Source organism: Cohnella herbarum, assembly GCF_012849095.1.
Lineage (GTDB): Bacteria > Bacillota > Bacilli > Paenibacillales > Paenibacillaceae > Cohnella > Cohnella herbarum.
The window spans coordinates 6,526,305-6,543,188 of the sequence record NZ_CP051680.1 but is presented as its reverse complement, the minus strand read 5'-3'; the positions used below and the strand labels follow the sequence as shown (position 1 = coordinate 6,543,188).

The 16,884-nt window shown below is 51.9% G+C and carries 6 protein-coding genes; all 6 read right to left on the bottom strand.

Annotated features, from left to right (window positions below; translation table 11 throughout):
• Window positions 1-322 precede the first annotated feature (322 nt).
• Window positions 323-9,532: a carbohydrate binding domain-containing protein gene (locus HH215_RS27730; RefSeq protein ID WP_169282840.1), complete on the bottom strand. Its 9,210-nt coding sequence runs from the start codon at window positions 9,530-9,532 to the stop codon at window positions 323-325.
• A gap of 157 nt (window positions 9,533-9,689) precedes the next feature.
• On the bottom strand, window positions 9,690-11,477 hold the full coding sequence (locus HH215_RS27725; RefSeq protein ID WP_169282839.1) for a cache domain-containing sensor histidine kinase: 1,788 nt from the start codon (window positions 11,475-11,477) through the stop codon (window positions 9,690-9,692).
• A gap of 5 nt (window positions 11,478-11,482) precedes the next feature.
• Window positions 11,483-13,054 carry a response regulator transcription factor gene (locus HH215_RS27720; protein WP_169282838.1) on the bottom strand — a complete coding sequence of 524 codons (1,572 nt, stop codon included), beginning with the start codon at window positions 13,052-13,054 and terminating at the stop codon, window positions 11,483-11,485.
• Window positions 13,055-13,134: 80 nt separating this feature from the next.
• Window positions 13,135-14,868, bottom strand: coding sequence for an extracellular solute-binding protein (locus HH215_RS27715; RefSeq protein WP_169282837.1), 1,734 nt, complete (start codon window positions 14,866-14,868; stop codon window positions 13,135-13,137).
• Window positions 14,869-14,946: 78 nt separating this feature from the next.
• A complete protein-coding gene (locus HH215_RS27710; protein ID WP_169282836.1) occupies window positions 14,947-15,834 on the bottom strand; it encodes a carbohydrate ABC transporter permease in 888 nt (295 codons plus the stop codon).
• 34 nt (window positions 15,835-15,868) lie between these two features.
• Window positions 15,869-16,744 carry an ABC transporter permease gene (locus HH215_RS27705; protein WP_169284606.1) on the bottom strand — a complete coding sequence of 292 codons (876 nt, stop codon included), beginning with the start codon at window positions 16,742-16,744 and terminating at the stop codon, window positions 15,869-15,871.
• Between the last annotated feature and the right edge of the window lie 140 nt (window positions 16,745-16,884).

Genomic DNA, 16,884 nt, shown 5'->3' with positions numbered 1-16,884 from the left:
GCAACTAGTTCAGTAGAATATCTCGATTGGACACAAATTCAATCCATTTAAGTGTAAGAATTGCAATTAGAATGAGGAAACGAGAGGTTTGGGCCAAACTAGTTGTACATTTTACATCTCGATTTTAAGTATGGCCTCCTTTTGGTGAGCGCACCATACTTCCGTTCTACAAATCACATTTTTGGCCTACTTTCGGACCAAAAAGGCACATTTTGGCTACAGACGGCGGGCGGGCATCGGATGGTGGAGATATGATAACCCGAACATCATCTAAAAATGCCCCCTAACCATAACTCGCATCATGGTTAGGAGGCACAAACATTTAATAGATTGCAATCTCATATATGGAATAGCCGTAAGGCAGCGCCCGGACGGTTCCGGTCATTCTCACGTATTGTCCCGAGACCGGGCCGAACGTGAGAATATCCTTCGCGCCGGAGCCGGTCGTCGTCGAGTAAACTTCCGTCCACCCTGCTCCGTCAACGGAAACTTCAACCTTATACGACGAAGCTCTGGCGCCTTCCCAATCGATGATAACCCGCTGGATCGTCTTGCTGCTCTTCAGGTCGACCATAATCCACTGCGGATCTACTTTATGCTCGCTTTCCCATCTGCTAACGGAATTGCCATCGATGGCCATGCTCGCATCTCCCGAGGAAGCCGATGCCGTAACGCCCGGGCTAAGAGCCAGATTAATTGCCGACACCGTCTGTACGACCGATGCTTGACTATAACCGGTAGCAACGACTTGGATGTCGTAATCCTTCGCCTCCGGAATTAGCAAGGCCGGAATCTCGATGCTTCCGACATTCGCGTAAACTGAACCAATCACGCTGACGTTATCGATGAGAATATCCGAGATCGCCGTCCTCCAAGCCGGATCGTCGGAGAAACCGATCTGTACGTCTTCCCCGACAATGTTATTCGTTGTGTCCGCGATGAGCGCGGGCGGTGTCATCAAGCCGCTCGGATCGTAAGGATACACCTCGAAGCTCCACAGGGAGTAAGAGTAGATCGTTCCCCTCTCCGTGCCCATTAAGCGAACATAACGGGCTTGAGCGGATGCGAAATTAAACGTATCCACTCCACCGTCGCCGATATTCGTAGCGTAAACCTCCGTCCAGTCGGTTCCGTTAACGGAAGTTTCTACGCTATACGTTTTACCGTAGGCTCCTTCCCATTTCAGCAATACTCTGCCGATATCGTAGACATCTCCAAGATCGACGCGAATCCATTGCGGATCGGAAACGTCCGATATCCATCTCGTTCCGTCGTTCCCGTCGAACGCGGACGCGGCATCGCCGCTGGAGGCCGTTGCCGACTTGCCGACCGCCAAATCTACCGTCGGAGGAATCGGCGAAATGCTTTGCGTGACGGTCGCGTCATCATAACGGATAGCTTGAATACGGATCTCGTAATCTCCGGCTGTCGGAGTCGCCGTTCCCTTCAACTGTATTTTCCCCGGCACGATCCAGTAATCCATTCCGTTCACGAGCGGCGTTCCATTCAGGCTAAGGGAAGTAATGCTATTACGCCACTGCTCGTTATCCGCGAATGCGATTTCGGTATCGTGCTTGATAATCGCATCGGTAGAATCCGCCACGAGCGCAGGCGGAGCGGATGGTTCGACGATATAGCCGGCATCGTGCGCATAAACGGCGAATTCGAACAACGAATATCCGTAATTCGTTCCGCGTGCCGTTCCGTTAACCTTTACGTAACGCGCTTGCACGGGGTGGAATCGAATTTCGTCGAGCCCCCCGTTGCCGCCGCTCGTTAAGAATACGGTCGTCCAATCCGAACCATTGGTCGAGACGTCGATGGAATAGGCTTTCCCGTACGCCCCCTCCCAGTCGAGCTTCACGTAATCGATTTCTTGAGAGCTTCCTAGATCAACCTGAATCGATTGCGGATCGCTTTGCGCGGATTCCCAGCGCGTCGCGAGATTGCCGTCGAAAGCAAGCGCGGCATTACCGCTTGAAGCCGACGCCGTTTGGTTGAGCGCCAAGTTCGCCATCGTTCCTCCGCCAAGTTCGGGAACGACTTCTCCGGTCTCCGACAGAATGACGTTGTCCAGATATACTTGATGCGCCCCGACGATACCGGACACGTTGCCCAAGACGAAATTCAGCTTAGCGTTCTCTTGGCTGATCTGGTTCATGGCGAAGTCGTAACTGTATCGCGTCATACCGTTGCCAAGGTCTAGCGTCTTCAGTAAATATTGCGGAGAGCCTCCATCCTGCTCCAGGGATACGCGAACCTGACGGTTTACCGTAGACCGGGCATCGAAGGAAAGCCTATAGTTCTTGCCTTGCTTCAAAGAAATCCCCATCTGGTTGAACTGTATGCTCCAGAATTGATTCCCTTGGTTCTGGATATCGATCTTCATCTCGCCACTATCGATCGCCATGGAACCGGCTGCGAAACCAGCCCAATCTTCGGTTCCAACCCATAATACCCACGGATCGGTTACGGTATCCATCGCATTGTTACTGATCAAATCCGGCGCGAACTCTATCCAATCTAGATTTACGCCTTTTCCGGATAACTTCCACGTATGCAGTCCGGCCGTCAGCTGCACCCGCTCCGTCACCACGCTCCATCTCTCGTAACCATGCGTGTTAGGTACAGCGAGCAGTCGCTTGGCGCCTCCGTCAAGCTCAACCCCAATCGACTTGCCTCCGGCAACGGCGGAAACTTTATAAGAAACGACGTATTCGCCCGTCTCCGCAATCTCTATGCCGCTCTCGATAAAGTCGCTATCATCGTCGAAGGCTACGTAATGGCCCCCTGCCGTCTTCGGCTTCATCGTTACGCCTTCCGTAGTCTCGAAGTCTTCTCCCCGCAGCATCTTGCTTAACGGAGGGAAGTACTGCTTCATCTCGACATCGTCGATGTAAACATCCGCGCCATCACCGCCGAGCAAGAATTGCAGTTCTCCATTCAAGTCGGAATTTCCGTTCATTTTGAAAATATAACTATATACCCCGTCATTCGATGTAAGCGCAAACCGAGCGCTTTCGCCCGCGATTCGGACGTCGATACTACGAGCCGATTCGGAACGAGCCTTGAACTGGATCTTATACCAGTTGTCCTTTACCAGATGCAAGCCTCGCTGCTTTAACCGAACCGACGACTCGGAATTTCCGCCATTATCGATTGCGGCATGGAACTCGCGAAGCCCCGCATGGGGATCCACCTTGCTTGTTGCTGCTGCGTCCGCATTTTTCTCGAAGGTCCAGAAGCCCATATAACTCGCTCCCAGCTCGAAAGTGCCGTTATAAATGTAGTTCCCGTTCGCAAGCGGCGGTCTCTCGACGACCGTATTGTCCGTCACTTCCTCGAAGCGTACATTATCTATCCATACCGAACCGGTCGAGCCGCCAAGGTTGATCTCCAAACGCGCCGTATGATGCGTATTGGAGAGCATTCGGAAAGTGTACGAATAAGTTTTCGTTTCCGTCGTTACCGCCATGTTTCCTTTGCCGTAATCGGTCCATCCGCCTTCTCCGCCTTGACTCGTCTTCACTTCGATATTCCGGTTGGCCGAAGCTCGCGCGTCCACGGATATTTTATAGGATTTGCCCATCTCGATAGGGATCGGCTTCTGGATTAACTGAACGGCATACGTAGCTCCGCCGCCGTTCGAGATATCGACTCGCATCGCCCCGTTATCGTAAGCCGCCGTTGCTTGCGCTCCGAATCCGGTACCGTTATTAAACGTCCAATAATCGGAGTTAGAGGTTCCGGGTATACCCTCGACGTCCGGTGCGTTCTGATCGAAAGCTCCGTTGTACACGTAGTTACCGTCCGCCGTAGGAGTCTTGCCCGTGCCCGTAATGCCGCTTAAGTCTCTCGGTCCCGGCCGTTGACCCGGAGCCTTGCGGTACTTCTCTTCGTCAAGCTGGTATACCCTTACGTAATCGACCAGCATTTTCTGCGGAAATACGGTTGAGGCATCGGGATTTCCCGGCCATACGCCACCGACCGCAACGTTCAACTGCATATAGAAATCGCGGTCGAAAGGAGCAGGGTAAGTATAGACGTCGGGATTCTCATAGTTGTATGCAAACCAGTCGTTCTGTACCGCAAAGAGAATGTCGTCTACGTAGAACCTCAGCTCGCCCGGCTCCCACTCTACGGCATACGTGTGAAAACCGCTTGTGAACGTTTGGCCGCCGGGAAGCGTGTAGCTTTGCCCGCTGCTGGCATGCTCGACTCCGTAATGCAACGTACCGTGGATCGTACTCGGTTCATGCCCCAGCGCTTCCATGATATCGATCTCTCCGGATGCCGGCCATGTCCCGTACATCCCCATATCCTCCGGCATCATCCAGATTGCCGGCCATAGGCCTTGCCCTTCCGGCAACTGCGCTTTAATCTCGTAGCGGCCGTAAGTCCATTTCGCTTTACCGCTCGTATCGAGCTTAGCGGATGTATAACTTGAGCCCTGATAGTTTTCTTTACGCGCTTCGATCACGAGCGCCCCGTTCTCGATCCTTACGTTGTCCGCTCGGTTCGTGTAATTCTGCAGCTCCTGGTTTCCGTATCCACCGCCGCCTTGAACGTAATTCCATTTCGCCGGATCGATCCCCGAGTCATCGAATTCGTCATTCCACACCATCTGCCAATTTTCCGATTTGATGTTCGCCGCCGTTAGTTCCAGCAGCTTGAATTTCACGACGCGCTGGGCTGCATCCGCTTCGTACAATGCGACGTATTTGTTCGTAGTCCCATCTACGCCGGACAGATCCGAACCCGAAAGATAAGGATTGACTACTGTCCCGCCCGACGGAACGCGATCCCCTTTATTCGGCGTCGCTATCGCTTGATGGGACACTTTAGCGACGAGATGATTGCCCCCTCCCGCGCTCGCGTTGATTCGGGTCGTCGCATGCGACGTACCCGGTTGAATACTTGCAATAGCCAATAGCTCTGCAGGATCCGTAGCTTCAGTCGGGAGGATATCCTGCTCCGTAAGTACGAACTGCTTATACTTCACGATCCGGTTGTTCGCGTCCGCCTCATAGATGGCCAAGTACTTATTCGTTGTCGCATTTGCGCCGAACAAGTTATCCCCGCCGAGATAGGGATTAACCAGATTTGCCGAATCGGGAAGCTTGTCGCCGTAATTCGGTACCGGCACGGAGACGTTTCCGATAGACGCCGCTAGATGATTAGCGCTGCCTGGCACCGCGTTAACCCTCGTCGTACCGGGAACGGTACCCGGCTCGATCGCGGCGTCAAGCGGCGCAACCTTGTTCGTCACTTGCAGCTTGACGTTATCGATCCATATTTTGTGACTTCCCAAACTTCCGGCATTACCCACGTTACCCAAGGAAAACACCAACTTCCCAGTCGGATCTGCTGCTCCCATCTCGAAGTCGAAGGAATAGCGCGTCATCGAGGACTGCAAGTCGATCGTCTTGTCCGGCATGAGACGATTCTGCACTGCATTCTCTATCGCTACGCCGATTCTTCGATTAACCGATGCGCTAGCGTCAAAAGAAAGCGTATAGAACGTATTCACCGCCAAGGAAATATCGGATTGCGTCGACTGAATGCTCCAGGATTGTCCGCCTACGGAATTGGCGGTTACCCTTAACTTCCCGTTGTCGTTAGCTACGTTAGCCGACGCCTCCGTCCAGAACCCCCACTGCGCGAGATCGTCGTTGAACTTGCCGTTCTTGATCAGATTGCCCGAGTCATCGATGGAGAAGTTGCTGCCATCTTGAGCGATCGCGAACCAATTGAGGCTCATTTCGCCGGCAATCGCTTTGAGCTTGATCATCTGCACGCCCGCTTGCAAAGCGAGCGGCGCGCTAACGACGGTCTGCCAGTTGCCGCTTGTATCGGGAATCACCGTTTGGCCACCCGCTGCCTCATCCGTGGTCGCCTGAATAGCGCCGCCTACCCCTGCCGACTTCGCCCGATAAGCGAACTGGTAATTCCCCGATACCGCGATATCGACCAAATATTCTAAAGAGTCTCCGGTTCCGAACGATTCGACGGAAGTGCTTCCGTTCGTTTCGGACAAAACCGTAATCCCGCTTTGATAGAAATAATGCTCGGCTTGTATGAATACCGGATCGGTCGATATTCGATTAACGTTTCGCTCGTCGATTCTGAAGTCGTCCAGCGTGACCCACCTCGACAGGCCACCGCCAAGAAGGACTCGCAGTTTCACATTGCGATCTTGAGCGGAATCGAAGCGGAAATAAAATTGCTTCTTCTCCCGATCGACCCCGAGCGGAATCGTCCGGACACCGGAGTAGTTCGTACCGTCGACGGCATCGACGACGTCGATTTGAACGGCCGTAGCTTGCTCTGCTGCCCCGTCGAACGATACAACGTAATAAGCATTTCCTTTCAGGAAGATATTGTCCTGAACGAGTTGGACGGCTTCCGGCGTGCTTCCCCCGTTCATTATCGCAGCCTTGAAGGGCTTCGACTCTGCCGTGATGCCTACGGATGCGGTTGCGCTCGCGGAGCTATTCTTCAGCCAAGTCCAATAACTCATCCCGCCTTTGCCCAGCGCGAACGATCCATTGTATATATAATTCCCGTCGGCTAACGGAATCCGATTCTGCTCCGACTGCCCTGCCGTCTCCACGAGCTTGATATTATCCAGCCACACCGAGCCGGTGCTGCCTCCAAGGTTCATCTCAAGACGAGCGTTCATGTGCGTGAAGGCTTGCATTTTGAACACAAACTCATAACGCGACATCGATGTGCCCAGATTAAAGGATTGAGCCGCATAATCTTTCCAGCCGCCTTCGCCGCCGCTGCCAAGCTTGACTTCGATCGATCGTTCGGAGGATGCCTTCGCGTCGAAAGACACTTTGTAAAACTTGCCGATCCGCAAAGGCACGGGCTGCTGGATCAGCTGCGTGGAATAATTGGCATCGCCGGTATCGGAGACGTTGATCTTCATCGCTCCATTGTCATTCCCAACGGTCGCAGCGCCGTTATTGCCGACCCTGAACGTCCAGTAATCGGAATTCGCCGCTTCGGGAATACCTGCAACATCGGGCTTATCCTCGTCGAAGGTACCGTTATAAATATAGTTCCCATCGGCAAGCGGCGTTTTACCCGGCGTTATGCTCCCTTGGTCGCGTTGCCCCGGACGTTCCTCGGCGGGCTGGCGATAGCCGTATGTCGGGTCCATCTCGTAAACGCGAACGTAATCGACTAGCATCTTCTGGGGAAACGCGGTCGTAGCATCCGGGCTTCCCGGCCATATACCGCCTACCGCTACGTTCAATTGCATGTAGAAGTCGCGGTCAAACGGCGCTGGATAGGTATAATCCGCAGGCTGAGTCCCATCCAAGGAAAACCAATCGTTCTGCACGGCATACAGAACTCCGTCCATATACCACCGCAATTCTCCCGGCTCCCACTCCGTCGTGAATATATGATAATCGTCGGCGAACGCGCCTCCGCCCGGAAGGCTATAGGAATAACCGCTGCTTGTGTGAGGCGTGCCGTAATGCAGCGTACCATGTACGGTTCCCGGCTCATTGCCAACCAGCTCCATGATATCGATCTCGCCCGAAGCCGGCCATGTACCGTACATATCCATATCCTGAGGCATCATCCAGATCGCCGGCCAAATCCCTTGACCTTTAGGAAGCTTAGCGCGCACCTCATACTTCCCGTATGTCCAATGGCCTTTATCCTCCGTCGTCAGCTTGGCCGACGTATATTGCTGCCCCTGGTAATTTTCTTTGCGGGCTTCAATAATCAACGAACCGTCCTCTACCCGAGCATTCTCTGTACGGGCCGTGTAGTACTGCAGCTCGCTATTCCCGAATCCGTCGCCCTTCTCCACATAGTTCCATTTGCTTTGATCGATGCCGACGCCATCGAACTCATCATCCCACACGAGATTCCATTGCTTCGGTGCAATCTCAGCCTCAGTCAGTACGACCTGCTGGAATTTCACGACTTTATGACTTGCATCAAGCAAATAGACGCCCGCGTATTTATTGATGACTCCATCGACGCCGCCGATATCGCTCCCCGCGACATACGGGTTGATCACCGTTCCTCCTGCCGGCGCTTTCGTTCCCGGGACGGGCTCCGCGATTGTCTCATGAGAGACTTTAACCGCTAGATGAAGGCCTGAAGAAGCAGTGGCTTGAACCTTGGTCGTTCCCGCGGCCGTCCCTTTGCTTGCTTTTGCGGTGAACGCGGCTACGTTAGGCCCAGTGCCTGAGGAGTTGCCCCCAGCTGAGGACGGAACCGCCGTCGCATCCTCCGTTTTGGGCAATATTTTTCCCTGATATCGGACATTGTCCGCCGCATTGTCGATCTTCTCTATTTTCCCTTCCAAGGTTGAACCGGAAGCCATCGTACCGATCTTCAGATTTCCTATCGAGCCTGTTGGGGAAACGATAATATTAGCTTTGAAATTCAAAATCAACTCGCCTACCGGTCCGTCAATGAGAATGTCGATCGGCTCCGCGTTCGAGCCATCTCCCGCTTCCGTATCGACCTTCGTAAACCGGCCGATGAACCTCACCTTCGCCTGTGAGGGCAAAGATTTGGCAATCATGATTCGTCCGAAGCCTTCTCCGCTCTCCGTGGCATTGTCCAGAATCGTACCGCTATTCGCATAGACCCTGTCTGCTGACGAGCTCCCTAGAAGTATAAAATGAATTTTATGATTCCTCTTGCTTATTCTCACGGTATTCAATTTGGAGTCTATCGCCTTAATGCTATTCTCTCCGCCGCCCTGAACGAATGTGTTCCCGGTAACGGTTACGTTATCGAGGATAACGTCGCCTTCCCCGATCCCTTCCGTTAAGATGAGATCTCCAGCGATCTTCATGTTGCTTAGGGTGACGCCCGCTGCGTTTACGAGCACGTTTCCTTCTACGTTCTTAACATCCACATTGCCGGCTTTGTTGATGATTAGGGGAGCGATCCGGTTCATGATGGATACTGCTTCAGCCCGCGTGATCGATTGCTTGCCTTTGAACGTCCCGTCCTGATAACCCGAAACATAGCCGAGCGTAGCCAACTGCGCTATAGCCTTCTTCGCATAGTGACTGATTTGGTCCGAATCCTTGAATGCCAACGGAGTCGCAGCAACCTCAGAATCGTCCAGCTTAAATACCCGCTGAAGCACGACCACCGCTTCTTCCCGCGTGATGGGACTCAGCGGTTTGACGGTTCTGTCGGCATAGCCGGTTAAGTAACCTGACGTTCTCGCCTTTGCCATATCGTCCGCGTACCACTGCCCCTGCCGAACGTCGGCGAAATTGCCGCCGCTTGTATCCGTTAGGTTAAAGAGCCGATTAACGAGAGCCGCGAATTCGGCACGCGTAATCGATCTGTCAGGCTGAAGATTTCCCGACGGATCACCTTGAATCAAGCCTAAGTCCTTCCATTTACCGAGGGCTTCCTCTGCCCAATGGCCCGTCCCGATTTTCGTCTCCGGCTCCTTGTTCTCGCCAAAGGCAACAGAAGGCTGTATTACGCTCGCCAACATCATGAATAAGAGCAATAAACTCACGTTTCTTCTCATACGCGTACTCCTCATATTAGGATAATTACCCTAATTCTAACGAGTAAGCGTTTGCACAAAAACTCAAAGCATCAACGAAATCTATTCAAAATCACGGGTTTATTCCGCAATCGATTGTTCTTTTTCCTAACTAACGGCTCTTAATACCCTACTGTCACTATTTCGCGTATCTCGGAAACCGAATCCGCACCGTCGTCCCTTCCCCGATCGAGCTCGTAATGGATACGCCGTAGCTTTTGCCGAATTGCAGCTTGATCCGCTGATCGACATTGCGAATGCCGTAGCCAACCCCCTTCTCGGATGGGTCCAGTACCTGTTCGATCGTCTCCTCCTTCATTCCGATTCCGTTGTCGCGAATCTCCATGACGATCTCTTCGCCTTCCAGAGCGACGCGGATGAACAAATGGATCTCGTCGTCGTACCAGGCATGCTCGAGCACGTTCTCGACGAACGGCTGAAGAATGAACTTGATCGTGTCGTATCCTAAAGTTTCCTCGTCAATGTCGTATTCGACGATGATCCGATCCGCGAATTTGATTCTCTGAATATCGACGTAGGATTGAATAATCTGTACTTCCTTGTCGATCGAGATGATCATCTCCCCCTTGTTCAACGACAAGCGGTAGAACTTAGCCAACCCGCGCACCATCTCGTGCATTTTGTCGATCTCGCCCAGCTTGGCCATACGGCTAATAGACGAGAACGTATTGTACAGAAAATGAGGATTCATCTGCGAATGGAGCACCTGCAGCTCGACTTCCTTTTTCTCCAGTTTGCTTAAATAGACCTCGTCGATCAGCTTCTCCATGTTGGAGGCCATATCGTTGAAGGCATCGCCGATCTGCGAAAATTCGTCGTTGCCCGGAACGACCATTCGCTTGTGGAAGTCTCCTTCCTTGAACGCCTTGAGAGAGCGGATTAATTTCATAAAACGCTTGGAGAAATACCGCGACATCACCCAACTAATGATCGTCATCACGATCAAGCTGACCATGCAGATCAAGATGGTCAAATTGCGAACCTGCTCGGAATTTTCCTGAAACGATGAATTCGGTATCCAAGCTACGATGCTGGCGTTCATATTGGTTATCGGTTGTTTGATTTGCATATAGTCATCCGGAGCGCCTACGAAACCGTCCTTAGCTACCGATAATAAATTCGGATTCAAATCCGTCCGCGAGCTTGAGTATAGGAGATGATTGTTGCCGTCGATGACGAACAGCATGCTGTTGTCGCCCAGTTTCGTAAAATCCACGTCGTAGAAAATATCTTTGAGCTTGACGTTCATATTGATGAGCCCAATGGGAGAAAGCGTCTCGTAATTGATAATCGGACGGAGGAACGAAATGCCGCCCTTCTCGACGTCGTCTTCGATTTGCTTCCACGTCTTGGCTTCGTAGGTCATGGGCAACGTTTTGTACCAATCCCTATCCACGATCCGGTCCATATGAAAAATAGAATATTGCCGTCCCTGGGTTTCCTGACCCTTCCCGTTCTGATCGTCGAAATAAAATTCGCTAATATAGTAGAACTCGCTAATGTTCTTATTGCTTAGGAATACCGACAGCTTCGTGTCCAGGATCGGTAAATTCACGGCGGACTCCAGCTTCGGCATAATATACTGGGTCGTAATCGTATATTTCTCGTAATCCAGATAATAACCCGATAGAATTCTAGACAAGGCCTGATCCGTGAAAATATCGTCGGAGCCGCGAATGACGTCCGCCAGCCTGTAATCCACGTTGCTGCCGATCTGCTTGACCGCGATCTCGAGATTGCTGCGGGTATGCTCTTCGCTGGATCGGACCGATGACACGTAAGAATAACTCCCGATAACGATAACGGGAGTCAGGACGAGGATAAGATAGGAGAACAGCAGCTTATAGCGTAGAGGAATATAGGCGCCATTCGACTTCGTCGTAGAGGTATGGGTCGCGTTGGACAAGGTTATCAACTCTGCTTTCGATAGTCTCCCGGAGTAATTCCGTAGTGCTCCCGAAACAATCTGCTGAAGTAAGCCAGGCTTTTGTATCCGACCTGATCGGCCACTTCGTAGATTTTAAGCGTCGGCTCCTGCAGCAGGCTCCTCGCCTTCTCCATCCGATTGCGAACCAAATATTCGTTAAAGCTTTCCCCCGTCTGCTCCTTGAACAAATAACCCATATGATTCGCGGAGTACGAGAACTTGTTCGCGATTTCCCTGAGCGTGAGCTCCTCGGCCAGATGAACATGAATGTACTGCTCGATCGGCTCGATCAGGCGTCGGCTCTTGCTCTGTTTCTTCAAGAACAATCGTTCCGAAATCTCAAACAACGTCTTGCGGAGCCAAGATTTGATGTCTTCGACCGTCTCGAATTGCCGGATCACGTCCAGATGCTCGAACTCCCAGCCTAACAAGCTTTCGTACGTTTCCTTTACCGTATTTAAGTACGCCTCCAGCTTGGACGCGATATGAATCGAGAAGCTGTACACTTTAACCGGGTGTTCGAAAGTTCTCACGTTGTCGAAGAGGTCGTCCATGCAATCGCAGATTTTGACAAGCTCATAGTTGGCGACCGCCGCGAACATCGCGTCCAAGATTACGTTTAAGTCCTTGGCGTCTTTAACGATCCGCAGCCTGGCTAGCTTCGGTGGGATGACCCGGTTTTTGCCGATAAACATTTTATTGCCGATCAGTTCCTTCGCCTGCGCATACGAAAGCGCGATCCCTTCCGGAAACGCGGCCGGTTCGCCGTAGCTGGAAGTTAGCGTGAACGTCGATCGGTCGGCTACGTAAGCGTGAAGCTCGTCCAACACTTCCTCCAATCGCGAGGGCTCGCCGCTGAAGATCAAGGCGATCTGAGAAGATGAGATCGCGCACCAAGGTCCCAGCATACGCGACTCGATATATTCTACGATAAGCGCGGTTGCACCGAGCAGCTTCGCATGCCCCGCATCGGGCGCTTGCTTGTTCTTCCACAACACGTCGTCCAGCTCGATCACGACGGCGTTAGCTTGACTTGCGGGGACATTAAGCGGATAACGAGCCAAGAAAGCGGGCAGAGCCTCTTGATTGATTCTCCCCTCCAGCAGATGCTGGAGAAAATCGCTCTTGATGAACGCGAACGATTCGGTGAAATGGGACTGCTCTTCGTTCTTCTTACGCGTATCGTCGATCTCGGCCACGACTTTACGCAGCAAGTCTACGATCTCGTCATCGTCTACGGGCTTCAGGAGGTAACCGTCCGCCTTGAGATCAAGCGCTTGCTTGGCGTATTCGAAATCCTGGTATCCGCTAATGAAGATCGTTTTAAGCTCCGGATTTCTGTCCAGCGCTTTCCGGGATAGCTCCAATCCGGTTAATACCGGCATTTTGATATCGGTTACAAGAATATCGATCGGGTGTTGATCGATATAGCTTAAGGCCGCTATCGACCGGTTCTCGCTGCACACGACTTCGATTCCCAGCTCGGACCACGGAATCAATTGCCGTAAACCTTCCAAGTCGTAATTCTCGTCATCGACCAATACGGCTCTATACATTGGAATATGCGCTCCTTCATGGCGAAAAGAGAGGGTATATTGAGTATACCCTCTCTAAACGCTAAGTTATAGGTGCATTTCTATTGCGCTTGCATGCTTTTCAGGTTGGCCTGCCATACGTCCGTTTTCCATTTCAGCGCTTTGTCGTAACCGATTTTCGTCGCTTCTTTATCGGCTTTGTCGATAAGGCTCAACACTTCCTCGTCGCTCTTCGCGAAGAAGATTTTCGGAATCAGCTGCTTATGCATGTCTCTGAGACGTTGCAAGATGATCCCTTCCTCGGAGTTCGGAGCCGGCTCCAGGTTAGAGTACTGGGTAACGTCCATGGACGTTACGAACGAAACGTTAGCTTGGCCGACCGTCGTCCAGTCTTGCGCTTCCAGCGGCAACAGCTTCTCCCGTTTGCCTTTCGTGGAATCCACGTAAGCCGTGTTTCCGCTCCAGTTGAATTCCCCGATTTTCAATTCGTCGTATTTCTTCGGATCTCGATTGATATAAGCATCGTTCGGAATCGGCACTCCGTCTTCTACCGTATCGTAGAACAATCCCGGAGGTCCGAAGAAGAGAATTTGCTGGCCTTGCGGGCTGGATGCCCAGTTGTAATAAGAGAAGATCGCTTCCGGATCCTTGGCGCTCGTCGTAATGACGTTAACGTTCCAACCAAGGGTGTTAAATCCGGACGGGAATACTTTGTTCTTGTCGACTCCGCTCTTGTGGAACGGCCATACGACCTCGTATCCGTCTTCCGGATCTTTGGCTTTAAGCTGGTTGTTCGCTTCGCGGCCGATCCCTTCGACGACTGCGTCGTAAGCGCCGAATACAGCGATTTTACCCGTTTTTAATTTCTCGAGAATCTGATCCCGGGTTTGCGTGAACATGTCGCTGGACGTCAATCCTTGGCGGAACAGCTTGCTGCTATACAGAGCCGTGTCCTTGAACGCTTGATCCTGATAGATGGAAGTCAAAGCGTTGCCGTTCGGAATACCGTAGTTACCGCCTGGGGAGATGAATGCGCCCGTCAAGTTTTCGCCTGCGCCGCTGTAAAGCATGCCCATCATTTGCACGTCCGTACCTTCGCCGCGAACTTCGCCGAAGTCAAGCGGAACGACGTCAGGATATTTCTCCTTGACTAATTTCAGGTAAGCTTCGAGATCTTCCCATGTTTCCAATGCTGGAGATCCAAGCGCCTTATAGATTTTCTTCTCCACGAGGTAAGCCGCGTTTCCGTTTCCTTTGTCGCCGTTGATGAACCAATTCGGCAATTGGTATAGCTTGCCGTCGCTGCTTCTGAGCATGTTCAATGTTTGCTCTCCGACGACTTCCACGTACTCGGGATACTTCTCAAGATATGGATCGAGCGCGACCAGTTTACCGGCTTGCTGTAAACGTTCAACGTCTTTGCCCTTATCCAGCACGATGACGTCCGGCAGCTCGTTGGCTACGATCATCGTGTTCAGCTTCTGAGCTGCCGCGCCGTTCGATTGAACGGGTTTCAGCGTGACTTGCAGGTTGTCGGTAATCCACTTCGCATGAGGACGTTCTTCCCATGTCGGAGCGGTATACCAATCATAGTTAACGAATAAGGAAAATTCCACGGGCTTCACTTTCGATTGTACGTCGCCTTCCGGCGCCGCGGATTGCGAAGCGCTTTCAGAAGCGGGAGCCGATGGGCTCTCTGCAGCCGAGCTAGCCGGCTGGGAAGCAGCGGGGCTGCTGTTACTGCTGTTATTGTTGTTACCGGAACATGCCGATAGCAACAAGCTCATCGTAAGTAAACTGCCGGTAATCAGGCTTGCGTTCTTCTTGAAATTCATGTACTTTCCCCTCTCTAATAATCACATTATATATGTCATAAGCGGATGTCGCATGCTGACCCCGCGAATAACCGCAAACTACTCTTTCAATGACCCTACCAGCGCGCCCTTAACAAAATATTTTTGCAGGAACGGGTAGACGAAGAGAATCGGCAACGTCGCGACCATCATCGTCGCCATCTGCAGCGCCTTGACCGTAACGGAATTCTGGACCGCGCTCGCCGCATAGGTGTTCAGGTTCGCGATTAGCGTAGCCGTCTGCCCCGCGTTAACGATCTGCACGAGCAACGTCTGGAGCGGAATCAAATCCTGGTTGCTGATGAATACCGCCGGAGTAAACCAGTCGTTCCATAAGCCTACCGCCGTGAACAACGCCAGCGTCGCCACGACCGGCCCCGATATCGGCAACACGATGCGGAAGAACACGCCGAAGTTCGAGCACCCGTCAATGCGGGCCGATTCCTCCAAACCGTCGGGCAGCTCTTGGAAGAACGTTCTGAAAATAATCATGTTGTAGACGTTAACTAAACCGTGAATGATCAGAAACGTAAACGTGTTATATAAATTCAGGTTGTACACGAGAACGAAGTAAGGGATCAATCCCCCGCTGAAATACATCGTGACGATGCAGATAATCATGTATCCTTTCTTGAACACGATCCCCTTCTTGGATAAGCCGTATGCGAAGAGAGCCGTGAAGAACATGGACACGAGCGTCCCGATAACCGTACGGGCTATCGTTACCAAATAAGCATTGAAGATTCGCTTTTCTTTGAATACGATTTCGTAGTTTTCCAGAGTAAAAGACCTAGGCCAGAAGGTAATGCCCCCCGTGGAAGTGTCGCTCCCCGTATTGAACGAGATGACGAGGGAGTTCCAGAAAGGATAGAACGTCAGGAAAGCCAACACGATGAGCAAACAGTATATGATGGTCTGCATGACCTTGTCCGAGAAGTTGAATTTCATCTTATCGCTTCCGTTTCCTGAAGATGATCTTGTCTTACCATAGGCTTGCTTTCCCTAAGCGACGGGCAATCCCGTTCGCGATGAACAATAACATGACGCTGATTATCGATTTGAACAACCCGGCCGCCGTCGCGTAAGAATAACGTTGGTTGTTAATCCCCATTTGGTATACGTAAGTATCAATGACTTCCGCGTATGGCATGACGATTCCGTTGGACAGGTTTTTCGTCATTAAAATGATATCCTCGAAGCCCGCGTTCAGAATATTGCCTACTCCCAGAATCAAGAAGATGATAATAACCGGCGAGATGCTCGGTATCGTAATCAAGAAAATTTGCTTGAACCTGTTGGCTCCGTCCATTGCCGCGGCTTCGTACAATTCCGGATTAATTCCGGCTATGGCGGCCATGTAGACGATCGAGCCGAAACCGATCTCTTTCCATACCCCGACCGAGACGAGAATGCCCCAGAAGTACTCCGGCACCGATAGCCAGTTGATCGGATTCTCGATCAAGGAAAACTTCTGCATCACGCCGTTGACCGGACCGTTATCCACCGCCAACATGGAGAAGACGAGACCCGAGACGACTACCCAGGATATAAAATGCGGAATATAGGTTACGGTCTGCACGATTCTCTTAAAGGCCATGTTCCGCACCTCGTTGAGCATGAGGGCCAGAAAGATCGGCGCGGGAAAGCCGATGAGCAGCTTCAGCAAGCTGATGGCCAGCGTATTGCGCATGATGTTCCAGAATTCCGGAGAATCGAAGAACATTCGGAAATGGTCGAATCCGACCCACGGACTCGCTCCGAATCCGGTAAACAAGTTGTACTCCTTAAATGCGATCAGAACGCCCCACATCGGGATGTAGCTGAATACGATGATGAACGCGAGAGACGGAAGGATCATCAGTTGGTAGTCCCACTGCCGGAAGAACCTGCTCCATACCCCGGTACCTTCCTTGCGGGTATTCCGTGGCAGAGACGGAGTCTCTTTGTCGTACAGCGGAGAAGTTGTGTCGCCTTTCAATTCATCACCATCTTCATAAT